We start from the raw sequence: 26,453 nt of genomic DNA on the forward strand, positions 1-26,453 counted from the left end.
TATGTTATTATGTTTTATGTGTCTAAGAGCATTAACTTTTTCACTGTGAATGCTTGACACATTTCTTTTGGAAATGGTATTATTGTTAAGGTTACTTTAAGAGGGGACTAATGCGCCTTTTTTAAAGGAGACAAAGTGTATTTTTGTAAGATTGTTATCTTACAGATTTTTTATACTCAAAAAATGAACCACCTGGATGTGTGGATTAAGTTACGAGAGGAGGACATTCAAAGATGCCAACTATTAATCAGTTGATTAGAAAGTCACGTACTACTAAAACGCAAAAATCTGACTCACCTGCATTAAACAGAGGTTTCAACAGTCTCAAAAAGCGTGTAACTAACGAAGCTGCGCCACATAAACGCGGTGTTTGTACACGTGTAGGTACTATGACACCTAAGAAACCAAACTCTGCATTACGTAAATATGCTCGTGTAAGATTATCAAATAACGTCGAAGTTAACGCGTATATCCCTGGAATTGGTCACAACCTACAAGAACACAGTGTTGTACTTATCCGTGGAGGTCGTGTAAAAGACTTACCTGGTGTGCGCTACCACATCGTTCGTGGTGCTTTAGATACTTCAGGTGTTGAAGGGCGTAAACAAAGCCGTTCACACTACGGTGCTAAAAAACCTAAAGAAGAGAAGAAATAATCTCGCTTTAGATGTGAATTTTAAATATAAATAATGATAAAATAAAAATTGGAAGGAGGATAATTATGCCACGTAAAGGTCCTGTACCAAAGAGAGATGTTCTACCGGATCCGATTCACAACTCTAAGCTTGTGACTAAACTCATCAACAAGATGATGGTTGACGGTAAACGAGGAACTTCACAAAAAATTCTTTATAATGCATTCGATATCGTACAAGAACGTTCTGGTAAAGATGCAATGGAGGTTTTTGACGAAGCAATTGAAAATATTATGCCACTTCTTGAAGTTAAAGCACGCCGTGTTGGTGGGTCTAACTACCAAGTACCGGTTGAAGTTCGTCCAGAACGCCGTACTACTCTAAGCTTACGTTGGCTTGTGAACTACGCACGTCTGCGTGGGGAAAAGACAATGGAAGAGAGACTAGCTAACGAAATTCTTGATGCTGCTAACAACACAGGTGGAGCAGTTAAAAAACGCGAAGAAAGTCATAAAATGGCTGAAGCTAACAGAGCATTTGCACACTACCGTTGGTAGTATGCTAAGTTCTTTAGTATATAAATCTAATCCATTCCTGGAAGGAGCAAAGAATACTCATGGCAAGACCATTCACTTTAGAGAAAACGCGTAATATCGGTATCATGGCACACATCGATGCAGGTAAAACTACGACGACTGAACGTATTCTTTATTACACAGGACGTATCCACAAATTAGGTGAAACGCACGAAGGTGCATCACAAATGGACTGGATGGAGCAGGAGCAAGAACGTGGTATTACTATCACATCTGCTGCAACTACAGCTCAGTGGGACGGCCACCGTGTAAACATTATCGATACTCCTGGACACGTAGACTTCACTGTTGAAGTTGAACGTTCACTTCGTGTACTCGATAGTGCGGTAACAGTACTTGATGCACAATCAGGTGTTGAACCACAAACAGAAACAGTTTGGCGCCAAGCGACAACTTACGGCGTACCAAGACTAGTATTCGTCAACAAAATGGACAAGATCGGTGCAGACTTCCAGTATTCAGTAGGCACGATCAAAGACCGTTTACAAGCGAATGCACACCCAATTCAGTTACCAATCGGATCTGAGGATGATTTCAGAGGGATTATTGACCTTGTTGAAATGAAAGCAATCCTATACAGTAACGACTTAGGTACTGATATTGAAATTACAGAAATCCCTGCAGAATTCGCAGATGAAGCAGCAGAAGCTAGAGAATCTCTTATCGAAGGTTTAGCAGATGTCAACGAAGACGTCATGGAAAAATACCTAGGTGGAGAAGACCTATCTGTAGATGAGCTTAAAGCAGCAATTCGTAAAGCGACTTGTGATGTTGAGTTCTACCCTGCACTTTGTGGTACTGCATTTAAAAATAAAGGTGTTCAATTACTATTAAATGCAGTAATCGACTACCTACCATCACCATTAGATGTTAAACCAATCGTTGGTCATAAAACTGACGATGAGGAAGAAGAGTACATTGCTCGTCCTGACGATTCAGAACCATTCGCAGCACTTGCATTTAAAGTTATGACAGATCCATTCGTTGGTAAATTAACTTTCTTCCGTGTTTACTCTGGTACACTAGACGCTGGTTCTTATGTACAGAACACTACTAAAGATAAGCGTGAACGTGTTGGACGTATCTTACAGATGCACGCCAACTCACGTGAAGAAATCTCAACTGTTTACTCAGGAGATATCGCAGCTGCAGTAGGTCTTAAAGATACTGGTACTGGTGATACGCTTACACAAGAGAAACTTGATATTGTACTTGAATCTATGGAATTCCCTGAGCCGGTTATTCACTTATCGGTTGAGCCGAAGTCTAAGAGTGACCAAGACAAGTTAACAACTGCTCTTGTTAAGTTACAAGAAGAGGACCCGACTTTCACAGCACGTACTGATAAGGAAACTGGACAAGTTATTATCGGTGGTATGGGTGAGCTTCACCTAGACGTACTTGTTGACCGTATGAAACGTGAATTCAAAGTTGAATGTAACGTTGGTGCGCCAATGGTATCATACCGTGAAACATTTACAGTGCCTGCACAGGTTCAAGGTAAATTCTCACGTCAGTCTGGTGGTCGTGGTCAATACGGTGATGTTCACATCGAATTCACTCCAAACGAACAAGGTGGCGGTTTCGAATTCGAAAACGCAATCGTTGGTGGGGTAGTTCCACGTGAATACATTCCATCTGTTGAAGCTGGACTTGTAGACTCAATGGAAAACGGTGTAATTGCTGGTTATCCATTAGTAGACGTTAAAGCTAGACTTTACGATGGATCTTACCACGATGTCGACTCTTCTGAGATGGCCTTTAAAGTAGCTGCATCATTAGCGCTTAAAGAAGCAGCTAAAGTGTGTAAACCAGTTCTTTTAGAGCCAATGATGAAAGTTGAAATCGTAATGCCTGAGGAGTACTTAGGAGACATTATGGGTGACGTAACAAGTCGTCGTGGACGTGTTGAAGGTATGAACGCGCGTGGTAACGCACAAGTTGTTAACGCATTCGTTCCACTTTCTGAAATGTTCGGTTATGCGACTGCACTACGTTCTAACACTCAAGGTCGCGGTACTTATACTATGGTATTTGATCACTATGAAGAAGTGCCTAAGTCAGTATCAGAAGAAATCATCAAGAAAAACACTGGTGCTTAATTCATATACTTGATTTTTTTAAGCAAATGCTTTATAAGTGTTGTAAGAAAGACTCCAAAGGTGGGTTACCCCACCTTGGGTTTTAAATAAAAAATAATGTTATATATAAGGAGAGGTATTTTACAATGGCTAAAGAAAAATTTGACCGTTCGAAAACACATGCCAACATTGGTACAATTGGTCACGTTGACCACGGTAAAACAACTTTAACAGCAGCAATCGCAACTGTACTTTCTAAGCACGGTGACGGTGTAGCTCAAAGTTACGACATGATCGATAACGCACCAGAAGAAAAAGAGCGTGGTATCACAATCAACACGTCTCACATCGAATACGAAACAGCAAAACGTCACTATGCACACGTTGACTGCCCAGGTCACGCTGACTATGTAAAAAACATGATCACTGGTGCTGCACAAATGGACGGCGGTATCTTAGTAGTATCTGCTGCAGATGGCCCAATGCCTCAAACTCGTGAGCACATCTTACTTTCACGTAACGTAGGTGTTCCGGCATTAGTAGTATTCTTAAACAAAGTTGACATGGTTGACGATGAAGAATTACTAGAATTAGTTGAAATGGAAGTTCGTGAATTACTTTCTGAGTATGACTTCCCTGGAGATGACATTCCTGTAATCGCTGGTTCAGCACTTAAAGCTCTTGAAGGCGATGCTGACTACGAGCAAAAAATTCTTGATCTTATGAACGCAGTTGATGAGTACATTCCAACTCCAGAACGTGACTCTGACAAACCATTCATGATGCCTGTTGAGGACGTATTCTCAATTACAGGTCGTGGTACAGTTGCAACTGGTCGTGTTGAGCGTGGACAAATCAAAGTCGGTGAAGAAATCGAAATTATCGGTATCACTGAAGAGTCTAAGAAAACAACTGTTACAGGTGTTGAAATGTTCCGTAAGCTTCTTGACTATGCAGAAGCTGGTGACAACATTGGTGCCCTTCTACGTGGTGTATCACGTGAAGACATCCAACGTGGTCAAGTTTTAGCAGCTCCTGGTTCAATCACACCACACACAAACTTCAAAGCAGAAGTTTACGTTCTTTCAAAAGACGAAGGTGGACGTCACACTCCATTCTTCACTAACTACCGTCCTCAGTTCTACTTCCGTACAACTGACGTAACTGGTGTAGTTAACCTTCCAGAAGGAACTGAAATGGTTATGCCTGGAGACAACGTTGAAATGACAGTAGAACTTATTTCACCAATCGCTATTGAAGACGGTACTCGTTTCTCAATCCGTGAAGGTGGACGTACTGTAGGATCAGGCGTTGTAACTGAAATCATTAAATAATAATTTTTTGATATAAGAAAAGCTGAGATCAAATGATCTCAGCTTTTTTGTGTTTATTTCTTATTAAAGTTAAGTACAGCTTTTAACATAGTTTCTACACCTGTCTTCATTCCATCTTCATCGATATCAAAATGAGGATGGTGATGAGGTGTATCAGCTTTTTTGTGTTTATTTCTTATTAAAGTTAAGTACAGCTTTTAACATAGTTTCTACACCTGTCTTCATTCCATCTTCATCGATATCAAAATGAGGATGGTGATGAGGTGTATCAGCTTTCTTATCACTATTTCTCACGCCAGTATAGAAGTAACATCCTGGTCGATTTTCTGCAAAATACGAAAAGTCTTCTCCTCCCATGGCAGGACCTACTTCTTCAACATCCTTAACATAAAATGAATCTTCTCTTACATTATCGATGACGTAATCAAGTAGCTCGTGATCGTTTTTTAATGAAGGGTAACCGTATGTGATTTCAATGTCGGCATGAACATTAAAACTTGCGCTGATTCCCATACATAGTTGCTCTAGTCTCTCTGCAACAATTTGTCTAACTTCTTCAGTGAACGTTCTGAAAGTACCTTTTATTTCTGCTTTACCAGGTATGACATTAAAGACAGAACCTGCATTATAGGCGCCTATAGAAACTACAGCAGAATCCAATGGACTGACTGATCTTGAGACAATAGTCTGTATCTGTTGAATAAGGGATGCTGATGCAATAATTGGATCTTTTGTAACTTGTGGGGTTGCACCGTGACCACCTAGTCCATTGACAACAATTTTAAAGGAGTCTGCATTTGCGTACATCGTGTCGTAGTTATATTTAATTGTACCGACAGGGAACTTTGTAGAAACATGTGTGCCAATGACATAGTCAACATTTTCTAAGGCACCATCTTCAATCATTGCTTTTGCACCGCCTGGTAGTAACTCCTCAGCATGTTGATGAAGGAATACTACATTGACAGGCAACTCCTCCTTATGCGCTGATAACACTTTTGCCATTGTAATCAGCATCGCTGTGTGCGCATCATGCCCACATGCATGCATGACACCAGGCGTTTTAGAACGGTAGGGTACATCTTTTTCATCCTGTATTGGTAGGGCGTCAAAATCTGCACGAATCGCAACTGTTTCGTAAGAATCATTTACTTGAAGACGTGCGACAATACCATTACCCCCAACATTCTCTCTAATATCTAAGCCAAGATCTTTAATCTGTTCGTAAATCCATGCTTTAGTATTTTCTTCTTGGAAGGATACTTCTGGATATTGGTGCATATATCTACGAAGTTCTACCATTGACTCGAAATTATCATCTATGACTTTTTTAATGTCCATTATTGTGACTCCTTTTCAAAATAGGTAAATACAGATTCAAGCATGACACTGACTGCATTCATCATCCCTTTTTCATCGATATCGAAGTGGCCATGATGGTGAGGGAAGTCTGCCTTAAAACTAGAGTTTTTAACACCCGTATAGAAAAATGTACCTGGAACTTTTTGTAGGTAGTAAGAAAAGTCTTCACCACCAAGGTCTGGTTCTAGACGAATGGTTTCAGATACAGTACTGATTTTATTTGCACTCTTAACGACTATATCAGTCATTTCATCATCATTAACGACTGGTGGATAGCCTCTCATATAGTCCAAATCATATGAAACCCCCGTAGTTCTAACGAGTCCTTCCAAAGTGTTATTCAACTCAGTAATCATTAAATCCTGCATGTCATGGTTGAAGGTACGAATTGTTCCACCAATTGTGACTTCATCTGGGATGATATTGTGTTGACTGCCAGCATTAAACATTGTAATCGATAAAACAACTGAATCCATTGCATTGGATTTTCTTGTGACTGCATATTGAAGTTGGTTGCAGAGTGAGATGCCGGCAGCTACTGGATCAATTGCATTATGTGGACGGGACGCATGCCCGCCCAGACCTTTGAGTTTAATGGTGAAGTCATCGGGCATGCCTGTTGCTGTACCATATTTGTAGTCGACCTTTCCAACATCAAGAGACGTAGTAACATGTGTTCCGAATATTGCATCCACGTTTTCAAGACAGCCATCAGCAATCATTTGAATGGCACCACCAGGATCTACTTCTTCCGCATGTTGGTGTATGAAGACAATATTGCCTTTTAATTGATCTTTCATACTGCTTAAAATCCTTGCGGCCGTTAAGACAATGGCAGTATGTGCATCATGCCCACAGGCGTGCATAACACCTGGAACAGTGGACTTGTATGGTGTGTCCTTTAAGTCTTGAATTGGTAAGGCATCAAAGTCTGCCCGAAGTGCGACCGTAGGTAGTGATTCATCGACAATCAACTTACCGACGACCCCGCGGCCACCGACACCTTCCTGAACTTCTATACCGAGTCCTCTTAGATACTCTACGATGTAGGCCGGTGTATGGACTTCTTGAAAGGACAGTTCGGGGTACATATGCAGATGACGACGGATTTTTACCGTTTCATTGAAATGCGATTTAACCTGAGATTCAATTTGTTTTAGTTCCATTCAATCACCGACTCTAATTCAAGAATTTTCATGAACATCATCAGCGCACTTTCTAAACCATCTTCATCTAAATCGAACATATCTGTGTGGTGGGCATGACGAGAGTCTTTGTCGATGTTTCCCGTACCTGTGTAGAAGAAGGCACCTGGTTTTTCCAAAATATAATAAGAGAAATCTTCACCAATCATTAATGGATCTGCTTCTTTATACGGTAAATCGAGTGATTTTGCTGCAGCTTCGATAACTTTAGCTTCTTCCTCATGATTAATGACTGCTGGGTAACCGAATACGTAGTCCATGTTATAGGTTGCCCCGCGTTTTTTGGTCGTATGCTCGACTTCAGCTTTAAAAATCTCATATATTTTTTCTTTTACTTCTTGTTTAAACGTTCTCACCGTTCCGATGACACGTACTGTATCAGGAATGACATTAAAAGCATCTCCACCTTGGACACTACCTACTGTCACGACTGCATTGTCGATAGCAGAGATTTGTCTAGATACAGCTGTTTGGAGATTGGTGATGAGTTCAGCAGCAACCACAATTGGATCCACAGTCGTATCTGGATAAGCAGCGTGACCACCAGAACCTTTAATAGTGATGTAGAATCCATCTGGACTGGCAATTAAGGCACCTGGACGTGTTTGAATTTCATTGGTATCAAATTGACTCCAGTAGTGTTGGCCGTATACTTTATCTACACCTTCTAAGGCACCATCATTGGTCATAGCCATGGCACCACCAGGTTGTTCTTCCTCGCCGTATTGGAAGATAAAGGACACAGTCCCCTTTAAATTTGCCTTATTCAGTACAACTGTATCGACCAATGCGAGTAAGGTCGATGTGTGTCCATCGTGACCACAGGCATGCATAACACCTGGATTTTGAGATTTATATGGGACGTCTTTTTGATCTTCGATTGGCAATGCATCAAAATCTGCACGTACCGCAATGTGAGGATGACCTTCACCAATGGAGGCAACGATACCTCTACCTTCATTTTGTTCATTGGTGCCCACATTCTCACGAATTTTAAGTTCAGGGTACTGCTGTAGATGATTTAGTATAAACTGATAAGTTTCTTTCTCTTTAAATGAAACCTCAGGATGCATATGCATATGTCTGCGATTCTTAATCATCTCAGGGAGTTTCTGGGACGCTATTTCTTTAATGCTCATGGGTCAACCTCCGTATTGTTTTTTTCTATTCATCTTATCAAAACTTTGGATACTTTTAAACTAAGATAGCTTAAAATATTAGAAAATTAGCATTATATAAACAATAGGCTTTCATTAAAGGTAAACGCTTAAATATGCTAAAATAAAAGTCAAGGAGGGGACGTATATGTCAAAAAAATTAGAACAGTATTTACAGGATAACCTGAACTATTTGAAAGAAAATGGACTATATAACGTAATCGATACAGTAGAGGGGGCAAATGGTCCAGAAATTAAAATCGGTGGACAAACACTGGTTAACTTATCTTCTAACAACTACTTAGGTTTAGCGACAGAAGAGAAATTGAAGGAAGCAGCAATATCTGCAGTTCAGTCTCACGGTGTTGGTGCAGGTGCGGTACGGACAATTAACGGTACGTTAGATTTACACGTAGAACTAGAGAACACATTAGCAGAATTTAAAGGTACAGAAGCGGCTGTAGCCTTCCAATCTGGTTTTAACTGTAATATGGCAGCAATTCAAGCGGTAATGAATAAAGAGGATGCAATTCTATCAGATGAGCTTAACCACGCTTCTATCATTGATGGGTGTCGTTTATCACGCGCGAAAATCATTCGTGTTAATCACTCGGATATGGATGATTTAAGAAGAAAAGCTAAGAAAGCCGTAGAATCAGGCCTTTACAAAAAAGTAATGTACATTACTGATGGCGTCTTTTCTATGGATGGTGACGTTGCAAAATTACCTGAAATCGTAGAGATTGCTAAAGAGTTTGACCTTATTACTTATGTGGATGATGCACATGGCTCTGGTGTAATGGGCAAAGGTGCAGGAACAGTAAAACACTTTGGTCTAGAAAAAGAAATTGATTTACAGATGGGGACATTATCTAAAGCAATTGGTGTTGTCGGTGGTTATGTTGCAGGCTCACAAGACTTAATTGACTACTTAAAAGTTGCTGCACGCCCATTCTTATTCTCAACTTCTTTAACTCCAGGAGATACTAAAGCAATCACTGAGGCTGTTAAAATGCTAATGGCTTCAACTGAACTACATGACAAACTTTGGGAAAATGGGGACTACTTAAAAGCAGGACTTAAAGATCTTGGCTTTGATATCGGAGACTCAGAAACACCAATCACACCATGTATTATTGGTGACGAGAAGAAAGCTCAAGAATTCTCTAAGCGTCTAAAAGAAGAAGGCGTCTATGCTAAATCAATCGTCTTCCCAACAGTGCCAAAAGGGACAGGACGCGTGAGAAATATGCCTACTGCAGCACATACTAAAGAAATGCTAGACAGAGCTTTAGAAATATACGCTAAGGTCGGTAAAGAACTCGGAATTATTAACTGAAAATCTTCAATATTTAAGGGGAAAAGGCAATGAAACGTATTATACTAACTGGTGCACTAGGACAAATTGGAACGGAATTAACCGTTAAGTTAAGAGAAATTTACGGTGAGGACAATGTCTTAGCAACAGATATTAAAGAACCTGTAGATTCACCGCTTGAAGGTAAACCATTTGAAACTTTGGATGTTACAAACTATGAAGAGATGGAAAGAATTGCACGTGAGTTTAAAGCGGACACAATAATGCATCTTGCTGCATTATTAAGTGCGACATGTGAGAAAAATCCACATCTAGCTTGGGAAATTAACATGGGCGGCTTAGTGAATGCACTTGAAGTTGCACGTAATTTAAACTTACAATTCTTTACACCAAGTTCTATTGGTTCATTTGGACCTTCAACACCAAAAGATCAAACACCACAAACAACAATCCAACGTCCAGTGACGATGTATGGTGTAAACAAGGTATCTGGAGAGCTTCTATGTGACTATTACTATGAAAAATTTGGTGTAGATACTAGAGGTGTACGCTTCCCTGGTCTAATCTCACATGTGAGAGAGCCAGGAGGTGGGACAACAGATTATGCTGTTGAAATTTATTTTGAAGCAGTAAAAAATGGTAAGTATACATCGTTTATCGACAAAGGTACATTTATGGATATGATGTACATGGATGATGCGATTCAAGCAATTATTGACCTTATGGAAGCAGATGCTGATAAGCTTGAAGATAGAAATGCTTTCAATGTCTCAAAACTAAGCTTTGATCCAGAAATACTTGCTGAGTCTATTCGTCGCCACTACCCAGACTTTGAATTAAGCTATGATGTCGATCCAGTGAGACAAGGTATTGCAGAAAGTTGGCCAAATAGTATCGATTCATCTGAGGCGAAGCGTCAGTGGGGCTTTGATGCTAAATTCGATATTGATAAAATGACGGACACTATGATTGAAGCAATTAAGAAAAAAATATAGGTAGCTTCCTAGAGAAGGTCCTACCTAGTCATGGAGGATGACGATGAGTCGAGTAATATTATATGACAAGGACGGGACCTTGCTCAATTTTCAGAAGTTGTGGACACCATATGCTAAGAAATGTATAGATGTATTCGCTAAGGACTTTGATGCAGAAGATATAAAAGAAGAAGTCGCTGAAGATTTAGGATATGTTAATGGTGAAATACAGGCGAATTCTACTATTGCTCAAGGTACAGGTCGAGATATTCACAAAGTATTTGAGTCTTACCGTAATGGTGGAGCGAAATGGGCAAAAGACTTCTATGAATCAAATCTCGATATGCTTCGAGACGAGATGGTATTGATTGACGGTGCACTAGATGCTCTTAAAAAAGGTCAAAAACTTGGTTTTAAAAATGTCATTGTCACAAGTGATAGTAGAGATTCCACACTTCGATTTATAGAGAAGTTTAATCTCGAACCATACATCTTCGATATTATTTGTGGAGATGATAATGATTTCCACAAGCCTGATCTTAGGTTCATTAAACCCTTCCTGGATAAGCACCAGTATAAAGTTAAAGAGCTTGTGATGATTGGTGACAATCATGCGGATACAATGCTTGGTTATGAAGAAGACTTATATACGATTGGTGTCTTAAGTGGGACGAGCTCAGAAAGCCATTTAAATGGTGCCAATATGATTATTGATAGTGTGAAGGACTTATTTAATCAAGAAGGAGATTTTATTCTCGATGCATGAGATCTACATGGCTGAAGCAATAAAAGAAGCACATAAGGCAGAAGCCTTGGAAGAGGTGCCAATTGGGGCTGTCGTAGTTAAGAATGATGAGATAATTGCGAGAGCGCATAACCTAAGAGAAACGAGTCAAAACCCAGTGACACATGCTGAGTTGTTAGTGATCCAAGAAGCGGCTAGAGTTCTTGGGTCATTTCGATTAGAAGAATGTACATTGTACGTTACTCTAGAGCCCTGTGTAATGTGCTCCGGCGCCATTATTATGTCTAGAGTACCTCAGGTTGTCTACGGGGCGCCGGACCCTAAAGGCGGTACTGTAGATAGTTTAATGCATTTATTGGATGAACCAAGGTTCAATCATCGTGCAAATGTCATCAGCGGAATAATGGCTGAGGACTGTGCAGCATTACTTAGAAATTTTTTTAAAAATTTAAGAACAAAGAAGAAACAACAAAAGATTGATGAAACATCCTCGACAGATTTATGAACAGTCGAGGTTTTTTTGTGAAAGTGGCAGAAATATTACGATTCAGTCAACATTCTATGAGAATTCGACAAAATAGGTTTATGGGCGAAACAAATAGATAATATAATGCGTGTGAGTCTCTTATATTTATTTGTAAATCACATATGGAGTGTGAACAATGAAGAGAAAGAAAAGAATGTACAAAATAAGTTCTATATTGAGCATGGTTATGTTTGCTCTAATCCTATCTGGATGTAGTAATTTAGAGGTATTTGATCCTGCTGGTCCAGTTGCTGAGAGTCAGCGAGATTTAATTTATTACTCTTTATACTTTATGGCTGGTATTATTGTTGTTGTTTTTACTATTTTTACTGTTTTTGTTATCAAGTATAGAGCCAATCGTAAAGGCAGAAAGCCATCAGATTATAAACCAGAAATGCATGGCAATATGAAACTAGAGATCGTTTGGTTTACAATACCGATTCTTATTGTCACTGCCTTATCCATACCGACTATTAATTTGCTCTTTCAACTTGAGGAACCACCAGAATCTTCAAGTGATCAAGAGCCACTCGTTGTATATGCAACATCTGCGGACTGGAAGTGGATATTTAGTTACCCTGAAGAAGGGGTGGAGACTGTTAACTATTTAAATATCCCAACAGACCGAGCAGTAGAATTTAGATTATCTTCTGCAGATTCAATGGCATCCCTATGGATACCTCGTTTAGGTGGGCAAAAGTATACGATGGCAGGTATGGAAAACGTACTTTATCTGCAAGCAGATGAAGAAGGGACCTTCCTAGGTAGAAATTCAAACTTTACAGGTGAAGGCTTTGCTGCACAAACGTTCGAAGTGAATGCCGTCAAACATGATGAATTTGACAGCTGGGTCACAGACGTACAGCAAAATGAACCTGAATTAACTCAAGAGAAGTACGATGAGATATTAGCACCGAGTATAGTTGACAAAAAAACATTTTCATCTACGCATCTGGATTGGGTCAATCATGGAAAGAATGAATTCAGAGATTATTCCGTCGAAAGACATGAAGAAAAGTATGAAAAAGGTTTAGATTTATACAATCAACCAGAATTTAAACCAAATGAAATTTCAGAATGATGAAGGAAGGTCAAGTATATGCAATTGGATGAATTTTTTGTAACCGGAGAGCCCTTAGTTTATATAGGGATGGTTTCGATTGTATTAGTTTCAGCTACGATCATTTTTGTTTTGACCTACTTTAAAAAATGGAAATGGCTATGGAATGAATGGTTAGTTACAGTCGACCACAAAAAGATTGGTATTATGTACATTCTCATCGCCTTAGCGATGTTCTTTAGAGCGGGTGTTGACGCGTTAATGATGCGTATTCAGCTCGCATTCCCAAATATGAACTTTTTAAATTCACAACATTATAATGAAGTGTTTACGACGCACGGAACAATCATGATATTTTTTGTTGCAATGCCGTTTTTAATTGGTTTAATGAACTATATCGTACCATTACAAATCGGTGCACGTGACTTTGCATTTCCTTATGTAAATGCTGTGAGTTTATGGTCTACCTTCTTTGGTGCTTTACTATTTAACTTATCTTTTGTTATTGGTGGTTCACCAGATGCGGGATGGACCAATTACGCACCACTAGCAGGTGCAGAATTAAGTCCTGGTCCGGGAATTAACTTTTACCTATTAGGATTACAATTATCAGGTATCGGAACTTTAGCAACAGGAATTAATTTAATGGTGACGATATTGAGAATGCGTGCACCGGGAATGAAAATGTTTCAGATGCCAATATTCACTTGGTCCACGTTAATTACATCATTTATTATCATTTTTGCCTTTCCAATTTTAACAGTGGCATTGGCATTGATGACGATTGATCGTATTTTTGGCTCTCACTTCTTTGCATTGACAGGTGAAGGTATGCCGATGATGTGGGCGAACCTGTTTTGGATGTGGGGACACCCTGAAGTTTATATCGTAATTTTACCAGCCTTTGGTATTTTCTCTGAAATAATTGCGACCTTTGCTCAAAAGCAATTATTTGGGTACAAAACAATGGTATGGGCAATTATTGGTATAGCAGGTCTGAGCTTTGTTGTTTGGGTGCACCACTTCTTTACAATGGGTGCTGGCGCCTTTGTTAACTCAATCTTTTCTATTACAACAATGGCAATTGCCATACCGACAGGTGTGAAGATCTTTAACTGGTTGGCGACAATCTATAAATCTAAGATTTTATTTACGACACCTATGCTATGGTCATTAGCCTTTGTACCAAGTTTTACAATTGGTGGTGTAACGGGTGTTATGTTAGGAATGGCAGCTGCTGATTATCAGTTCCATAACACGTATTTCCTCGTATCTCACTTCCACTATGTACTTATTCCAGGTACTGTATTTGCAAGTTTTGCAGGTCTAATATTCTGGTTCCCTAAGATGTTTGGGTACCAGTTAAATGAAAGAATAAATAAATGGGCATTCTGGTTATTCTTAATTGGCTTCCACGTCACCTTCTTCCCACAATATTTCCTAGGGCTAGATGGAATGGCAAGAAGGTTATTTACGGCAGGTCCAGAATGGTTCACCCTTAATTTCATCTCAACAATTGGTGCCTTTGTTATGGGTGCTGGCTTCGCAATATTTGTTTACGGTATCGTCTACAGCTACCTCAAGAGTACCCGTCAGTTAGACGGAGATGTGTGGGGTGTAGGACGAACACTTGAGTGGGCAACACCAACACCAGTACCAAAATATAATTTTGCCACTCTACCAGAAGTCGATTCTACTGATGCCTTAATTGAAATGAAAAAGAAAGGTGAAACGACTTTCGATAAGCGTAAATTATCAAGAATACACATGCCTAATGATACTGGACAGCCTTTTATTATGACGGCAATAATGTTTTTTGCAAGTTTCTTCCTAGTCTTTGAATGGATTACGCTAGCGGTCATTGGGCTCATCGCTACAATCGTAATGATGATAATGAGATCATTTGATTATAGAGATGGCTATCACTTTGAAGTTGATGAAATAGAAAGTATAGAACGCGAGTTAAGGGGGGCTGAAAATGAGTGAAGATATTCGAACTGATGTCTCAATGGAATATAGTACTGAAGAAGGACAGAATAAAATAATTGGGTTCTGGCTATTTTTAGCTGCTGAGATGTCATTGTTTGGAACCTTGTTTGCCACTCATGCTGTCTTAATGGGACGTACAGCTGATGCCCCGACTACAGCGGAGATGTTTCAACCAAACATCGTCCTCATTATGACCTTTTTACTACTGACAAGTAGTTTCACATGTGGCTTGGCAGTTCACTTTATGAGAGAGCAGTCATTAAAAGGGCTTATTAGTATGTTAGCAGTAACTTTACTACTAGGCTTATCATTCCTAGGCTTAGAAATATATGAATTCGTGCACTATGTACATGAAGGTGTGACACTACAATCTAGTGCTTATTGGTCAGTCTTCTTCACCTTAACAGGTACACATGGTTTGCACGTACTCCTAGGGATTGGTTGGATGGTAGCATTAATTATTCAACTCAGAAAACGTGGCTTGACGCCTGTTACAACTAGGAAGGCCTTTGTTCTAAGTCTATATTGGCACTTCTTAGATGTGGTTTGGATCTTCATCTTTTCTGCAGTCTATATGCTAGGGATGGTGTTGTAGATGAGTGAGAATAACAAAAAGAAATATCCTATAAATCATATAATTGGTTTTGTATTATCAGTGTTACTGACTATATTAGCTGCCTGGACTGCACTCTCATCAGATATGCCAGTGATGTGGATTGTTATTTCAGTTCTAGCACTTGCAGTCATTCAAGCCTTTATACAGTTATTTATGTTCATGCATATTACAGAGCGCGGAACCACTCATGCACCGTGGCATATGATCTTCCACGCCTTCATATTGGCGGCAATTATTGTTGCAGGTTCTATCTTTACGATGTCCTTTGGATTTAGCCATAATCACGGAGACGGTTCACACGAACAACATGATATGCAATCCGAAGAAGCAGATGATTCTCATTAAATACAATAAGAATCCGCACTGACCTGAAATAGGTGAGGTGCGGATTACTTATTATATATTATTTTTGATATTTCAGTCTTGAGAATGCGTCGTGTTGATGTATACTTTCTTCGTTACGGCATTCCAATACAAAGCCTTTGACCCATGGTAATTCAACTAGGTCGTAAGCTACAAGACGAATGAGGTCTTCAACAAAACGTGGGTTTTCATAAGCACGTTCTGTGACCATTTTTTCATCTGTACGTTTCAACACTGGGAATAGTTGACTAGATGCATTTATTTCTAGTATTTCAAATAAGTCTTCTTTATAAGTTTTAGGTAATTCAACACTATCATCAATGTCGATGAGCACCTTAACATTACCACGTTGGTTATGTGCACCATATTCACTAATTTCTTTTGAGCATGGGCATAGTGTTGTAACTTGTGCAGTCATTCCAAATTGTTTACGTGTGAATTTTTCTCCATCATGAGAAGCTGAATATTTTACATCTGCATGAGCGATACCATTGATGTTCGTACCTGGTGAAGGTTTGTTAAAGAACCAAGTTCCATCAACTGTTACTCCTGCATCATTCTGATTCATGCGTTCTCTTAAGTGCAATAATAGAGACTCTATTGTATCGAAATTTAATGGGACGCCATTTTCATTTACAGTTTCAAGAGACTCAATTAGACGGCTCATATTGATACCTTTTTCGTCTTTGTTTAAGCTTGTAGACAGTTCGAAATTACCAACGGATTGGAAATCTCCAATTACAACAGGGTAGGTTAAGTTATTGATTCCTACTGAATCGACTTCGAATAAGAAGTCTTTACGAGAGTTTTGCAAGTCTGCCATATCTTCTTTTTTCTTCGGTTTCGAACCAACGATAGGGTCTACTGAGCCGAAATGTTTAAAACGACCTTCTCGTGTCGTTAGATCATATTCTTCCATAGTGATACTCCTTAATCTATTTCATAACTGTAAAAGTTTTCGTATTTCATCCATCGATTACGTGCGTCGTCACCTTGTTGAGTATCAGCTGCTAAGTCTTCTAACAGCTTACCTGTTTGAGAACGATGGGCAGCCATGACTTCCATCTTACGGTCGGTGTAACCATCGATATCATTAACGATATCAGGTTCACCAAGATCATCAAAAGTTCGATTATCAAAGGCAACCATCTGTAACTTTGGACGATCCTTTATAGGCATATCTTTAACCGCTTCAATCACTGCATCAGCAGTTGCTTCATGGTCAGGGTGCACAGAATAGCCAGGGTAAAAACTAATGATACGTGTTGTAGATAATTCTTCTACTAAGTTAGTAATGACCTCTTTTAGAATTCCTTTTTCTTCGAATTCAAGTGTTTTATCTCTGAAGCCTAAGAGACGTAAGTCTTTAAGCCCCATTACTCTAGCTGATTCTTCAACTTCAGCTTTCCTAATGGCACGAAGTGATTCTCTTGTAGCGAAAGGTGGATATCCTAACATGCGACCCATATCGCCAAATGTAAGGCATGCATAAGTGACGGGAACACCCGCATCTATATATTTCATAATTGTCCCACTCACACCAAATGCTTCATCATCAGGGTGGGGGAAGACAACAAGTACATGATTTTCATTTGCAAAATCCATGGAACAGCCTCCTACTTAGTAAATGGTTTGGTTGAGATTTCTAGAGCTGCAGCAAGTTTGCCTTCACCGTTAAAGCCATGCATAATAAACGCCTCGTCCTCGTTCACAATGTAATGTGTAAGACCGAGTACGTAAATCCAACCACCGTTAGTCAATTTTAAACCGACACGGTGCTCTTTAGAACGATTTCCGCCTCGGATTGTACCTTGAATATATTCGACTTGAATATTGCGTAGGAAAGTTCCGGCATTAAAAACGCTATCGTCTAGGTGGCTTGCGTACATACCGCTGGTAATTTCAACGTGTAAATAAACCGGTGTATTTTGAAAACTTGTTAAAATCTCCTGAACTTTTTTCTTTTCAATTTTTTTCATTTCCATGAATAGCAAACTCCTAAATAGTTAGTCATTGAATAGAAAAGAGATAGCAAGCTATCTCTCAACTTAGTTCAATACCTTATCGAGTACTTCGATTTTCTCTACTGAATTGTATGCACCATGTCTCACAACGCCAACATGATCATTCATCTTCCAACCATTTTTTATGGCACTTGTAACGAATGATTTAGCGTCTTGAACTGATTCTAATGGTGATTTTCCATTTGCTAAGTTTGCTGCGATTGCAGCCGCAAAAGTACAACCTGCACCATGGTTATATGAAGAGTCAAATTTTGGTGACTCTAGTAAGTGCATTTCTTTACCATCATAGAAGACATCAATTGCATTATCTCCCTCGATACCAGTACCACCTTTAACGACAACATTATTGGCACCTTTTTCATGAATTAATCTAGCTGCATCCTTGATTTCCTCAAGCGTACGCGGTGTTTTAACACCCGCTAAATGGCCAGCTTCTACAAGGTTAGGTGTAACGACCGTAGCATTAGGAATTAGATTTTCGATCATTGATTCAACTAATCCTGGGTTTAGAACCTCGTCGTCCCCTTTACAAACCATTACAGGATCAACTACGAAATGTTTAGCATTTGAATTTAGGAAGGCATCTTTTGAAAGTTCAACAACTTCTTCAGAAGGGAGCATACCTGTTTTTATAACGTCTGGATTAAGCGATAGTGCTGTCTCCAGTTGGTTTTTAACATCAATTACAGGAATTGGACTTACACGGTGTGACCATGTACCTGGATCCATCGAAACGACAGTTGTTAAGACACTGTAACCGTATGTTTCATGTTCCTGAAAAGTTTTTAAATCTGCTGCAATTCCTGCACCGCCACTTACATCAGTACCAGCAATTGTTAATGTTTTTGCTAAAGCCATATATTTTCCTCCTAGTAACTACATATAGATATTGTCATTCTACTATAATTTACCTTGTAATTCTAGAGCATTGCTTACTTCGGTGATATAATGAAACTTTAATGGAAGGTGAGTAAGAAATGACAAAATTACATTGGGACAATGTATTTAAAAAGATAAATGAAAATCATGATTTTTCCACTTTAAAAGAAACTTTAAGTTCACGTTATCAATCAGGAAATGTCTTTCCACCAAGAGAAGAAATTTATACAGCATTTGATTTAACACCTTTTGAAAATGTGAAAGTTGTTATTCTCGGTCAAGATCCTTACCACGGGGAAGGTCAAGCCCATGGTTTAGCCTTTTCAGTAAACGATGGTATTAAGTTGCCGCCGTCCTTAAGAAATATTTACAAGGAATTAGAAGCTGATTTAGGTATCAAACGTCACTCTGGCAGTTTAAAAGACTGGGCTAGAGAAGGGGTACTTTTATTAAACACGGTACTCACCGTTGATGAGAGTCAAGCAAACTCACATAGAGGTTTAGGCTGGGAAGTATTCACCGATAGCGTCATTGAAGCGGTGTCTGACAATTTAGAGGGCGTGGTTTTTATCTTGTGGGGCAAACCTGCACAGAGGAAGATTAAACTCATCGATACGACTAAACATCACATCATCCAATCTGTACATCCGAGTCCATTGTCAGCATATAGAGGATTCTTTGGATCAAAACCTTTTAGTCAAACCAATGACTATCTAGTGAGTCAGGGGTTGAAACCAATCGATTGGAGCGAGAAATAATGAACGAAAGAGTAATTGCGCAGCTTGAAAATGAACTTGCCTTGCTTAAAAATAGTGAGGATATTGAAAAGCATGTGTATACGATGAAGCGGCTGTTGGATGTTTTGGATGACGAAGCGGTTAAAGAAACAACTGAAGAACGAACTGAATCCAGTCCAGTTGTCAGTAGACAAATTATAAATGAGCAAGCTGAAGACAAAGCAGGCGGACACGGTGGAGATATCTTCGATTTTTAGAGTAGGAAGTGTAAATTATGTTAGCGTTTATTATTATAGGTGTCCTTGTGTTTAGTTTAACTTTTCTAGGAAAGAGTTATAAAATCAAGTTACAAGAGAAGTATCAGAAACCTTGGTCTAAAGTGTTGAATTATATAAGATGGATTGCCCTTGCCACAGCATTTGCAGGTGCGATGTATACACCAGGTGCACAGATGCTACTCATCAGTGGTTGGCTCTTGGTATTTAGTTTATTAATATATGTGACATCATTATTTATGATTTACTATAAAAATAAAAAAGTGATTTAAACGAAAGGAAGTTCTTGATGAAATTATTCGTTATACTCGGTGCAATTAATGCTTTAATTGCCGTTGCATGCGGTGCCTTCGGTGCACATGCTTTAGAAGCAAAGCTCGACCAGCACTATTTAGACATATGGGAAACTGCTGTTAAGTATCAGTTCTACCATGCATTAGGACTTATTGCGATTGGTATTTTAATCCAAGTGACAGGTGCACAGTTCTTAACTGCAGCAGGTTGGTTCATGTTAGCAGGAATTATCTTCTTTACAGGTTCACTGATGGTCCTCGCCTTATCAGGTGTGTCTATACTCGGAGCAGTCACACCAATCGGTGGCGTAATGTTCTTAATCAGCTGGATCCTTGTAATTATCGGTATCGCAAAACTATAAAAAGAAATATATACGCATCAAAAATCTTTGTATAAGGTTTTTGATGCGTTTTTTGTTGTATTGCAGGAAGATGAGGAGTGGCATTAGGTCCGCTTCGAAATAAAAACGAAGCTGAGCGCAGGCAATAGGTGAGCTTCGAAATAAAAACGAAGCAAATCAAGCAGTCTAACCCATCTATTTATATGAAAATCTCTCAAAGGTGTTTACAAATACAACATATGGTTATATAGTTATATACATAGATATATAACCAGTTTACCTGTCGGATAAGTACAAGGTGATGGGAGGGATACATTTGACAAGTTTGTTGAACGATAAAAAACCGATATATGCTCAAATCAAGGATTGGCTAACGGATCAAATTATAGACGAGACTTTAGAAGTGCATGACAAGATTCCATCTACAAATGAGATAGTGACCTACTTCAAAGTCAATCACATCACAGTTTCTAAGGGTGTAACGCAGTTAGTTGAAGAAGGCATACTCTACAAAAAGAGGGGTGTAGGCATGTTTGTTGAAGAAGGTGCGAGAGAGAAATTGTTAACTGTAAGACGAGAAGAATTTGTTGAAGATTATTTAAAACCGATGTTAGACGAAGCTAAGAAGTTGGAATTAAGTAAATCCGATATTCAAAAACTAATTGATAATAGAGGTGAAAAGTAATGAATTTAAATATAGAGAATGTGGGTTTATCCATAAAGAAAGAAGAGATTTTGAGTGATATCAATGTAGAGTTCACTCCAGGAAAAATATACGGCTTATTAGGAAGAAATGGTGCAGGGAAAACTTCTTTAATCTCTTTAATTGCATCCTATAGAAAAGCGACTCAGGGTTCAATTACCTTGGACGGGAAAACAATATATGAAAAAGATGAAATGATGCAGCATGTTAATTTTATCTACAATGTAAAAGATACTTCATCTGAGACGGATAAAGTTAAAGAATACCCGGAAAGTCATGCGATGTTTAGGGAGGACTTCGATCAAGAATATGCAAATGAGTTACTGAAGAAATTTAAAATTGATGAAAATAAAAATTTCAATGAATTATCTCAAGGTCAACAAGCGGCAGTGAATGCGTCTATGGGCTTAGCTTCTTTATCGAAAGTAACCATCTTTGATGAGGTCACAAATGGCATGGATGCGCCAACAAGAGAGTTATTCTATGAAGAAGTATTGCAAGCTAAACGTAGATGCAGCCGTGTCATCATCTTATCTACGCACATTATCTCTGAAATGGAACACTTATTTGATGAGATTGTCATGATGCACAATGGCAAGATTTTACTTCAAGAACCGACGGATGATCTATTAGAAAAAGGGTTCACAGTCGCTGGTAAGGCGGAGAAAGTAAGGGAATTTACTGCCAATAAGAACGTTATCAATGTTAAATTTTTAGGTGCTTTACAAATCGACACAGTTATTGGTTATTTAAGTCCAGAAGAAATGGCGTACGCTGAAGATAATCATCTAGATATTTCACGACTAGCACTACAGGAGTTATTCATTAGTCTTACGAATGATGAAAAGAGTAAGGGTGATTAGGTGATTAAATTAAAAAATAAGACACGCTTTAAGTATTTGCTGTGGATTTTTCTGTATGCACTACTGGTAACAATCATTGTAGGTGCGATTATTCACTTTACTGATGAGTCGGCAGGGATTCATTATCAAGCCATGTATACTCAACTCAGTGTGGTCATGATTTTATTCGGCTTACTTGCCTATATCGTATTGAAAAAAATGGTTGGTTATGGTGTATCTAGACAAACATTTTTCAAAGAGAGCACAGGCACAGTACTTTTTCTAAGTATTTATAGTGCAATTCTCATTAATATATTTTACTGGTTACTGATTATGACACTGAATTTAGATGGACAAATTAATGCTAGCTCACAAATTTTAGAGCTGATCGTCATCAATATAAGTGGGATATTAAGTGGCGTCATCTATTATTATGTGGGGCTTATAATTTACTATTCATTTAAGAAAAATATATGGTTAGGTACATTGGTGACCTTGATTCTTGGTGGAATAACCGTGTATTTCAATTTTTCAGAAATAGTCAGTATTCAGCCAATAATAATGCTAGTCATTTCAATTGTATCTGTAGTTTTACTTGGCTATTTTGCTAGAAAGTTAGTCTTAAATGCGACTATAAATATTTATTAGGAGGCGAAGTATGAAAACGAAATTTAAAGAGACGACCCAGTCACTGACATATATGTTGTCAATGTTTACAATGATGTTTCTGGGAATACTACTCATCATTTATATTATTCTAAGTTTTTTAGACGATCCAACTTCTAGTTTCTTTGGCATCAGCATGAGAACTGCCCGGATTTATTTTGCTGTTGTTGGAATAACGATGGTTGCAGGATTCTTGGAATGGGCAGTGAATTCAGGCGTTTCTAGAAAGACTTTCTTTAAATCACTGTTGGCATCAGCAGTGTTGACAGCGATTATACTCGTGATTGTAGCAGTTATCATTAACTTTGTATTATCCTTTACACCATTAGCAGGAGACTATTTGATGGAAGAGCAAATTGAAAGTTTATCAGTGATTGGTAATGGACTATTCGTGTTCTTACAAAGTCCACTGTTCTTTGTGACAGGCGCATTGATAGGTGCAGCTTTCCAGAAAGGTTTCGTGCCAGGAATGGTTTCAATACTATCCGGTATCGTGCTTATCGTAGCCTTAGTTTTCACCGAAAGTTGGATGAACTATCTCGCTTCTTTAAATGGAATGCAAGTATATTTAGGACATCTGGCAGTAGTTGTTGTCACACTAATTTACACATGGATCTTATCGAGAATCTTGAAAGATATGCCGGTAAAAGTAAAATAAATTCTATAATTGGTTTAACCCTCTTGGAAATCTTGATTTTCCGAGAGGGTTTTATTAGTTTACTAAGTTCCAAAAGTTATTCGCAGCTGTCGACATGTGTATATCTTTTAATTTTAAAAAGACAGGTTCTACAGTCACTTCTAACTGAGGTAATTTATAGATCTTTAGATGTTCTGTAACTAGGGATTTTTTATTCATACCAGGAATAATAGAGATGCCGAGTTCGTGACTGACCAACGAAACCAAAATAGGTAGGTCTTTACACTCCATGACGATATCTGGTTTGATTCCTCGACGGGCGAATGACTTGAGTAAATCGTTTCTAAAAGTATAGTCCTTCATTGCACCGAGCATAATAAAGGGAAGATGGACCAGGTCTTTTAATTCTGGTTCTTCTGGTAAACTACTCGCCCAGCTTTCTGGAGTGATTAAAATATTAGGCTCACTCTCGAGTGTTTTAACATCATAATCATCAGTCATTGAAGGACGCATGACAATGGCAATGTCTATTTCCTTTTCTTTAAGTTTTTCAATTAAAGTTTCAGAATCACCGGAATGGATGAGTATCTTAACATTTGGATAGAGTGACCGGAAATTATGAAGATAGTCGATTAATAAGTTATAGCATGAGGATGAGACGCCTATTTCAATGGTTCCACCTTGACCCATCTCAAGTTCATGAATTCTCTTTTTAAGTTGATCAGACTGGCCGATTATTTGATTTGCGTAATCATATAAAAGACGACCCGCTTCAGTGACTTCCCACTTTTGTCGGTAACGGTGAATCAGTGTTGTTTCAAGTTCATCTTCTAAACGTTTTAATAGCTGACTAAGGGGTGGCTGAGCAATATGTAACTTTTCAGCTGCCTTAGAAATACTTGCTTCTCGAATAATTTCTCTATAGTAGTATAGCTGTCTAAAATCCATAAGCCCTCCAACCATATTATTTTTAATATGACTTCATTTAGAATCTTAATTAGTTTAAGATTCTTTTTTTATTTTACTTTCATTTTCGTGTAAATTATCCTACTATATTGGGAATGATATTTTTTGGCTCGGAGGAGAACTATGAACCGCTTACCGTTTTTTGATAATGCGAGATTGATTTTGATTTTCTTAGTCGTGTTCGGTCATATGATTCAACCATTTGCGACGGATTCACAATTAATAAATTCAATCTATGCCTTTATTTATATTTTCCATATGCCAATGTTTATCTTGTTGGCAGGTTTTTTTGCTAAGGGTATTGGTGAACCTAAATACATTTTAAAGCTCGCTAAGAATTTACTTTTGCCTTATTTAATTTTTCAAGTTATATATACGGGCTTGTATCTTCTCTTAGGTAGAGAGGACGTGTACGTGGGTATTCTGAAACCGCAATGGGCGATGTGGTTCTTAGTCAGTCTATTTAGTTGGCACATATTGTTAATCTTGTTTAAACGCTTTCCGGCATACGTAGGTATTCCGCTTACGGTCCTCATAGGCATTTCAGTTGGCTATGTGGATTTATCAAGTTTTGGCCTAAGTTTGTCTAGAACGATAGTGTTCTTCCCATTCTTTTTAGCCGGGTATTATATGAATAAAGAGCATGTAGTCATGTTAAAAACCAAGGGCTTAAGGATAATTGGACTTATATTTGCAGTTGTACTTTTTGTTTTTATATACAGCTCGATAAATATCGATGTATCTCTAGATACTGACTGGTTAACTGGCGCTATTGCTTACCGCTCGTTGGAAGCTGAAATCAGTGGTAGCTTGATGCGACTCATTATTTATGTACTTGCTACCTTGCTTATTATTTTTATGATTGCTTGGATACCAGACAAAAACTATGGTTACCTCACTAAGCTTGGACAAAATACCTTATATGTCTATCTTTTACACGGCTTTATAATCCAGCCACTTAGAGAATTTGATGTGCTTTGGTATGACAGATGGTATGAAACCTTTATATTTGTCATTTTCTCAGCGCTTATTGTGTTGGTGCTATCAAGTAAGCCAGTTGTGACATTGACCCGTCCACTAGTAGAATTAAAATGGAAGAAATAAAAAGAGAGCTGATTTTATCGGCTCTCTTTCGTATATTAATCGGTATTTTGCCTACAATTCTTCATCTATGATTGTTTGCCGAAATCTTTGAGTCTCTTCACGGTTAAAGGGTCCCACATGTCCATGAATATAGGTTTCGTATGGGAATTGATCAACTGTTTTTACGTAGTGATAGAAGCGGTCTGAATCATAACCACCATCTAATTTATAATACTCGCCACTGTCTGCATCACCAGCAAATAGCACTTTTTCTTCTTCTACGAACAACACAACACCATCATCTGAATGGGGATTATCGATAGGTACAACGTGTACAGTCAGGTTTCCTAAGTCTAAAGATAGCGTGTTGTCATAGACGATATCAGCAGTTACGACTTTCATCTCTGAGATATCATCATATTCGATAAGGATATGATGATGGCAAAATTGACATTCTTCACCTGTTCTAAGACGTTCCATCATCGCGTCTTTTGTCCACTCCCAAGTGCTGACCTGAGACAAGATATCATTTGTCTTTTTGTGGGCGATTGTTTTACCTTTAAAAGCATGCATAGCAAAAGTATGATCCCAGTGCCAATGGGTGATGATGGCAAGTGTCGGTTCTGGTAAATTATTTTCTTGAGTTTCATTTAGTACTTCACTGAGATGTTCAGGTGAATTACCGACATCAACTAAAACACTAAACTGTTCACCTTGAATATATCCAATGTGTGGCCGGTCCCGCTCACCATCAAATGGCATAACATAGACGTGATCTGAAATTTGTTTAATCATAGGCGTCCTCTCTATAGTAAAATCCACTTAACGATTGTTAGGTGGATTTTATAAGTTGATCTTTATTTTCTTTTACTTTTCTTACTTGGATAAGTACCTGAATTTGAGTCAGTATCTTTACTGCCTTTATTCATGAATTTCTCACCGATTTTATTGATGATAATTGGTGCAGCAAAGATTGCTACACGCTTTAACAAGCGCTTCATAAGGTTTCCTCCTAAAAATCTAGATAATTATATATAACCCATTTT

31 protein-coding genes are annotated in these 26,453 nt (G+C 38.5%); 21 read left to right on the top strand and 10 right to left on the bottom strand.

All coding sequences use genetic code 11. The features are described from left to right. Positions 1–233: 233 nt before the first annotated feature. The 4 genes from rpsL to tuf all read left to right on the top strand — a co-directional run bounded on the left by rpsL (position 234) and on the right by tuf (position 4,646). Positions 234–656 (top strand): 30S ribosomal protein S12, encoded by a 423-nt coding sequence (rpsL, locus tag JEM45_RS08810; RefSeq protein ID WP_026866143.1) that lies wholly within the window; start codon positions 234–236, stop codon positions 654–656. A gap of 65 nt (positions 657–721) precedes the next feature. Continuing rightward, positions 722–1,192 (top strand): 30S ribosomal protein S7, encoded by a 471-nt coding sequence (gene rpsG / locus JEM45_RS08815; protein WP_026866142.1) that lies wholly within the window; start codon positions 722–724, stop codon positions 1,190–1,192. Positions 1,193–1,251: 59 nt separating this feature from the next. Further along, entirely contained in the window at positions 1,252–3,333 is a 2,082-nt protein-coding gene (fusA, locus tag JEM45_RS08820) for an elongation factor G (RefSeq protein ID WP_026866141.1), read from the top strand. Positions 3,334–3,458: 125 nt separating this feature from the next. Next, the gene (tuf, locus tag JEM45_RS08825) at positions 3,459–4,646 is read left to right on the top strand and encodes an elongation factor Tu (RefSeq protein ID WP_026866140.1); all 1,188 of its coding nucleotides are present in this window, start codon (positions 3,459–3,461) and stop codon (positions 4,644–4,646) included. A 168-nt stretch (positions 4,647–4,814) separates the two neighbouring features. Here the strand turns inward: tuf and JEM45_RS08830 are convergent, their stop codons facing one another. Genes JEM45_RS08830 through JEM45_RS08840 form a run of 3 tightly spaced genes read right to left on the bottom strand, consistent with a single transcriptional unit; the run spans position 4,815 to position 8,352 of the window. Beyond that, positions 4,815–5,987, bottom strand: coding sequence for a M20 metallopeptidase family protein (locus JEM45_RS08830; protein ID WP_166627018.1), 1,173 nt, complete (start codon positions 5,985–5,987; stop codon positions 4,815–4,817). Next, a complete protein-coding gene (locus JEM45_RS08835; RefSeq protein ID WP_198687313.1) occupies positions 5,987–7,174 on the bottom strand; it encodes a M20 metallopeptidase family protein in 1,188 nt (395 codons plus the stop codon). Before JEM45_RS08835 ends, JEM45_RS08830 begins: the two co-directional genes overlap by 1 nt. After that, the gene (locus JEM45_RS08840) at positions 7,165–8,352 is read right to left on the bottom strand and encodes an amidohydrolase (protein WP_198687314.1); all 1,188 of its coding nucleotides are present in this window, start codon (positions 8,350–8,352) and stop codon (positions 7,165–7,167) included. The genes JEM45_RS08835 and JEM45_RS08840 overlap by 10 nt, the downstream gene beginning before the upstream one ends. Before the next feature lie 166 nt (positions 8,353–8,518). On the opposite strand from JEM45_RS08840, the gene JEM45_RS08845 reads away from it, so the two are divergent. From JEM45_RS08845 to JEM45_RS08880, 8 genes are all read left to right on the top strand, one after another. Next, a complete protein-coding gene (locus JEM45_RS08845) occupies positions 8,519–9,709 on the top strand; it encodes a glycine C-acetyltransferase (protein WP_198687315.1) in 1,191 nt (396 codons plus the stop codon). Between the two features lie 29 nt (positions 9,710–9,738). After that, the gene (locus JEM45_RS08850; RefSeq protein WP_198687316.1) at positions 9,739–10,683 is read left to right on the top strand and encodes an NAD-dependent epimerase/dehydratase family protein; all 945 of its coding nucleotides are present in this window, start codon (positions 9,739–9,741) and stop codon (positions 10,681–10,683) included. 43 nt (positions 10,684–10,726) lie between these two features. Next, positions 10,727–11,428 (top strand): HAD family hydrolase, encoded by a 702-nt coding sequence (locus JEM45_RS08855; protein WP_026866134.1) that lies wholly within the window; start codon positions 10,727–10,729, stop codon positions 11,426–11,428. After that, positions 11,421–11,912, top strand: coding sequence for a tRNA adenosine(34) deaminase TadA (gene tadA / locus JEM45_RS08860; protein WP_198687317.1), 492 nt, complete (start codon positions 11,421–11,423; stop codon positions 11,910–11,912). The genes JEM45_RS08855 and tadA overlap by 8 nt, the downstream gene beginning before the upstream one ends. Before the next feature lie 157 nt (positions 11,913–12,069). Next, a complete protein-coding gene (gene qoxA, locus JEM45_RS08865) occupies positions 12,070–13,014 on the top strand; it encodes a cytochrome aa3 quinol oxidase subunit II (RefSeq protein WP_026866132.1) in 945 nt (314 codons plus the stop codon). A gap of 18 nt (positions 13,015–13,032) precedes the next feature. After that, a complete protein-coding gene (gene qoxB / locus JEM45_RS08870) occupies positions 13,033–14,979 on the top strand; it encodes a cytochrome aa3 quinol oxidase subunit I (RefSeq protein WP_026866131.1) in 1,947 nt (648 codons plus the stop codon). Further along, positions 14,972–15,577: a cytochrome aa3 quinol oxidase subunit III gene (gene qoxC / locus JEM45_RS08875; RefSeq protein WP_198687318.1), complete on the top strand. Its 606-nt coding sequence runs from the start codon at positions 14,972–14,974 to the stop codon at positions 15,575–15,577. Before qoxB ends, qoxC begins: the two co-directional genes overlap by 8 nt. Beyond that, the gene (locus tag JEM45_RS08880) at positions 15,578–15,943 is read left to right on the top strand and encodes a cytochrome C oxidase subunit IV family protein (protein ID WP_026866129.1); all 366 of its coding nucleotides are present in this window, start codon (positions 15,578–15,580) and stop codon (positions 15,941–15,943) included. 58 nt (positions 15,944–16,001) lie between these two features. Here the strand turns inward: JEM45_RS08880 and folE2 are convergent, their stop codons facing one another. The 4 genes from folE2 to thiD form a co-directional block, all read right to left on the bottom strand. Next, positions 16,002–16,880, bottom strand: coding sequence for a GTP cyclohydrolase FolE2 (folE2, locus tag JEM45_RS08885; RefSeq protein WP_026866128.1), 879 nt, complete (start codon positions 16,878–16,880; stop codon positions 16,002–16,004). 11 nt (positions 16,881–16,891) lie between these two features. Continuing rightward, on the bottom strand, positions 16,892–17,566 hold the full coding sequence (gene bshB2, locus JEM45_RS08890) for a bacillithiol biosynthesis deacetylase BshB2 (protein ID WP_198687319.1): 675 nt from the start codon (positions 17,564–17,566) through the stop codon (positions 16,892–16,894). A gap of 11 nt (positions 17,567–17,577) precedes the next feature. After that, positions 17,578–17,940: a DUF1806 family protein gene (locus JEM45_RS08895; RefSeq protein ID WP_026866126.1), complete on the bottom strand. Its 363-nt coding sequence runs from the start codon at positions 17,938–17,940 to the stop codon at positions 17,578–17,580. Positions 17,941–18,009: 69 nt separating this feature from the next. Beyond that, on the bottom strand, positions 18,010–18,843 hold the full coding sequence (gene thiD / locus JEM45_RS08900; protein ID WP_026866125.1) for a bifunctional hydroxymethylpyrimidine kinase/phosphomethylpyrimidine kinase: 834 nt from the start codon (positions 18,841–18,843) through the stop codon (positions 18,010–18,012). Positions 18,844–18,962: 119 nt separating this feature from the next. Here thiD and JEM45_RS08905 point away from each other — a divergent pair, with 119 nt between their 5' ends. The 8 genes from JEM45_RS08905 to JEM45_RS08940 all read left to right on the top strand — a co-directional run bounded on the left by JEM45_RS08905 (position 18,963) and on the right by JEM45_RS08940 (position 23,379). Continuing rightward, positions 18,963–19,622 carry a uracil-DNA glycosylase gene (locus JEM45_RS08905; RefSeq protein ID WP_035855713.1) on the top strand — a complete coding sequence of 220 codons (660 nt, stop codon included), beginning with the start codon at positions 18,963–18,965 and terminating at the stop codon, positions 19,620–19,622. Continuing rightward, positions 19,622–19,858 (top strand): hypothetical protein, encoded by a 237-nt coding sequence (locus tag JEM45_RS08910; protein WP_026866123.1) that lies wholly within the window; start codon positions 19,622–19,624, stop codon positions 19,856–19,858. Before JEM45_RS08905 ends, JEM45_RS08910 begins: the two co-directional genes overlap by 1 nt. Positions 19,859–19,875: 17 nt before the next feature. Continuing rightward, positions 19,876–20,148 carry a hypothetical protein gene (locus JEM45_RS08915; protein ID WP_026866122.1) on the top strand — a complete coding sequence of 91 codons (273 nt, stop codon included), beginning with the start codon at positions 19,876–19,878 and terminating at the stop codon, positions 20,146–20,148. Between the two features lie 17 nt (positions 20,149–20,165). Beyond that, entirely contained in the window at positions 20,166–20,531 is a 366-nt protein-coding gene (locus JEM45_RS08920) for a DUF423 domain-containing protein (RefSeq protein ID WP_026866121.1), read from the top strand. A 295-nt stretch (positions 20,532–20,826) separates the two neighbouring features. Next, positions 20,827–21,195, top strand: a complete 369-nt coding sequence (locus JEM45_RS08925) for a GntR family transcriptional regulator (protein ID WP_026866120.1) — start codon at positions 20,827–20,829, stop codon at positions 21,193–21,195. Continuing rightward, positions 21,195–22,076: an ATP-binding cassette domain-containing protein gene (locus JEM45_RS08930; RefSeq protein WP_198687320.1), complete on the top strand. Its 882-nt coding sequence runs from the start codon at positions 21,195–21,197 to the stop codon at positions 22,074–22,076. The genes JEM45_RS08925 and JEM45_RS08930 overlap by 1 nt, the downstream gene beginning before the upstream one ends. Next, positions 22,077–22,703, top strand: a complete 627-nt coding sequence (locus tag JEM45_RS08935; RefSeq protein WP_198687321.1) for a hypothetical protein — start codon at positions 22,077–22,079, stop codon at positions 22,701–22,703. A 10-nt stretch (positions 22,704–22,713) separates the two neighbouring features. Then, the gene (locus JEM45_RS08940; RefSeq protein WP_198687322.1) at positions 22,714–23,379 is read left to right on the top strand and encodes a hypothetical protein; all 666 of its coding nucleotides are present in this window, start codon (positions 22,714–22,716) and stop codon (positions 23,377–23,379) included. Between the two features lie 54 nt (positions 23,380–23,433). On the opposite strand, the gene JEM45_RS08945 is transcribed toward JEM45_RS08940, so the two are convergent. After that, on the bottom strand, positions 23,434–24,306 hold the full coding sequence (locus JEM45_RS08945; protein WP_198687323.1) for a LysR family transcriptional regulator: 873 nt from the start codon (positions 24,304–24,306) through the stop codon (positions 23,434–23,436). Positions 24,307–24,447: 141 nt separating this feature from the next. Here JEM45_RS08945 and JEM45_RS08950 point away from each other — a divergent pair, with 141 nt between their 5' ends. Continuing rightward, positions 24,448–25,428 carry an acyltransferase family protein gene (locus JEM45_RS08950; protein ID WP_166627009.1) on the top strand — a complete coding sequence of 327 codons (981 nt, stop codon included), beginning with the start codon at positions 24,448–24,450 and terminating at the stop codon, positions 25,426–25,428. A gap of 51 nt (positions 25,429–25,479) precedes the next feature. Here the strand turns inward: JEM45_RS08950 and JEM45_RS08955 are convergent, their stop codons facing one another. Further along, positions 25,480–26,202 carry an MBL fold metallo-hydrolase gene (locus tag JEM45_RS08955; RefSeq protein ID WP_198687324.1) on the bottom strand — a complete coding sequence of 241 codons (723 nt, stop codon included), beginning with the start codon at positions 26,200–26,202 and terminating at the stop codon, positions 25,480–25,482. A gap of 62 nt (positions 26,203–26,264) precedes the next feature. After that, complete coding sequence (locus JEM45_RS08960) at positions 26,265–26,408, bottom strand: hypothetical protein (protein WP_198687325.1); 144 nt, start codon at positions 26,406–26,408, stop codon at positions 26,265–26,267. Positions 26,409–26,453 lie beyond the last annotated feature (45 nt).

It is taken from the genome of Jeotgalicoccus sp. ATCC 8456, assembly GCF_016313225.1.
GTDB lineage: Bacteria > Bacillota > Bacilli > Staphylococcales > Salinicoccaceae > Jeotgalicoccus > Jeotgalicoccus marinus.

Excerpts from the sequence above, each read along its gene's own strand:
- JEM45_RS08910 (WP_026866123.1), top strand. The coding sequence starts at position 19,622 with ATGAACGAAAGAGTAATTGCGCAGCTTGAAAATGAACTTGCCTTGCTT.
- JEM45_RS08895 (WP_026866126.1), bottom strand. The coding sequence starts at position 17,940 with ATGAAAAAAATTGAAAAGAAAAAAGTTCAGGAGATTTTAACAAGTTTT.
- JEM45_RS08830 (WP_166627018.1), bottom strand. The coding sequence starts at position 5,987 with ATGGACATTAAAAAAGTCATAGATGATAATTTCGAGTCAATGGTAGAA.
- rpsG (WP_026866142.1), top strand. The coding sequence starts at position 722 with ATGCCACGTAAAGGTCCTGTACCAAAGAGAGATGTTCTACCGGATCCG.
- rpsL (WP_026866143.1), top strand. The coding sequence starts at position 234 with ATGCCAACTATTAATCAGTTGATTAGAAAGTCACGTACTACTAAAACG.
- JEM45_RS08835 (WP_198687313.1), bottom strand. The coding sequence starts at position 7,174 with ATGGAACTAAAACAAATTGAATCTCAGGTTAAATCGCATTTCAATGAA.
- tadA (WP_198687317.1), top strand. The coding sequence starts at position 11,421 with ATGCATGAGATCTACATGGCTGAAGCAATAAAAGAAGCACATAAGGCA.
- fusA (WP_026866141.1), top strand. The coding sequence starts at position 1,252 with ATGGCAAGACCATTCACTTTAGAGAAAACGCGTAATATCGGTATCATG.
- JEM45_RS08950 (WP_166627009.1), top strand. The coding sequence starts at position 24,448 with ATGAACCGCTTACCGTTTTTTGATAATGCGAGATTGATTTTGATTTTC.
- JEM45_RS08845 (WP_198687315.1), top strand. The coding sequence starts at position 8,519 with ATGTCAAAAAAATTAGAACAGTATTTACAGGATAACCTGAACTATTTG.
- JEM45_RS08960 (WP_198687325.1), bottom strand. The coding sequence starts at position 26,408 with ATGAAGCGCTTGTTAAAGCGTGTAGCAATCTTTGCTGCACCAATTATC.
- JEM45_RS08930 (WP_198687320.1), top strand. The coding sequence starts at position 21,195 with ATGAATTTAAATATAGAGAATGTGGGTTTATCCATAAAGAAAGAAGAG.
- JEM45_RS08915 (WP_026866122.1), top strand. The coding sequence starts at position 19,876 with ATGTTAGCGTTTATTATTATAGGTGTCCTTGTGTTTAGTTTAACTTTT.
- thiD (WP_026866125.1), bottom strand. The coding sequence starts at position 18,843 with ATGGCTTTAGCAAAAACATTAACAATTGCTGGTACTGATGTAAGTGGC.
- JEM45_RS08920 (WP_026866121.1), top strand. The coding sequence starts at position 20,166 with ATGAAATTATTCGTTATACTCGGTGCAATTAATGCTTTAATTGCCGTT.
- JEM45_RS08955 (WP_198687324.1), bottom strand. The coding sequence starts at position 26,202 with ATGATTAAACAAATTTCAGATCACGTCTATGTTATGCCATTTGATGGT.
- bshB2 (WP_198687319.1), bottom strand. The coding sequence starts at position 17,566 with ATGGATTTTGCAAATGAAAATCATGTACTTGTTGTCTTCCCCCACCCT.
- qoxA (WP_026866132.1), top strand. The coding sequence starts at position 12,070 with ATGAAGAGAAAGAAAAGAATGTACAAAATAAGTTCTATATTGAGCATG.
- JEM45_RS08880 (WP_026866129.1), top strand. The coding sequence starts at position 15,578 with ATGAGTGAGAATAACAAAAAGAAATATCCTATAAATCATATAATTGGT.
- JEM45_RS08840 (WP_198687314.1), bottom strand. The coding sequence starts at position 8,352 with ATGAGCATTAAAGAAATAGCGTCCCAGAAACTCCCTGAGATGATTAAG.
- JEM45_RS08940 (WP_198687322.1), top strand. The coding sequence starts at position 22,714 with ATGAAAACGAAATTTAAAGAGACGACCCAGTCACTGACATATATGTTG.
- JEM45_RS08850 (WP_198687316.1), top strand. The coding sequence starts at position 9,739 with ATGAAACGTATTATACTAACTGGTGCACTAGGACAAATTGGAACGGAA.
- JEM45_RS08945 (WP_198687323.1), bottom strand. The coding sequence starts at position 24,306 with ATGGATTTTAGACAGCTATACTACTATAGAGAAATTATTCGAGAAGCA.
- tuf (WP_026866140.1), top strand. The coding sequence starts at position 3,459 with ATGGCTAAAGAAAAATTTGACCGTTCGAAAACACATGCCAACATTGGT.
- JEM45_RS08855 (WP_026866134.1), top strand. The coding sequence starts at position 10,727 with ATGAGTCGAGTAATATTATATGACAAGGACGGGACCTTGCTCAATTTT.
- folE2 (WP_026866128.1), bottom strand. The coding sequence starts at position 16,880 with ATGGAAGAATATGATCTAACGACACGAGAAGGTCGTTTTAAACATTTC.
- JEM45_RS08905 (WP_035855713.1), top strand. The coding sequence starts at position 18,963 with ATGACAAAATTACATTGGGACAATGTATTTAAAAAGATAAATGAAAAT.
- qoxC (WP_198687318.1), top strand. The coding sequence starts at position 14,972 with ATGAGTGAAGATATTCGAACTGATGTCTCAATGGAATATAGTACTGAA.
- qoxB (WP_026866131.1), top strand. The coding sequence starts at position 13,033 with ATGCAATTGGATGAATTTTTTGTAACCGGAGAGCCCTTAGTTTATATA.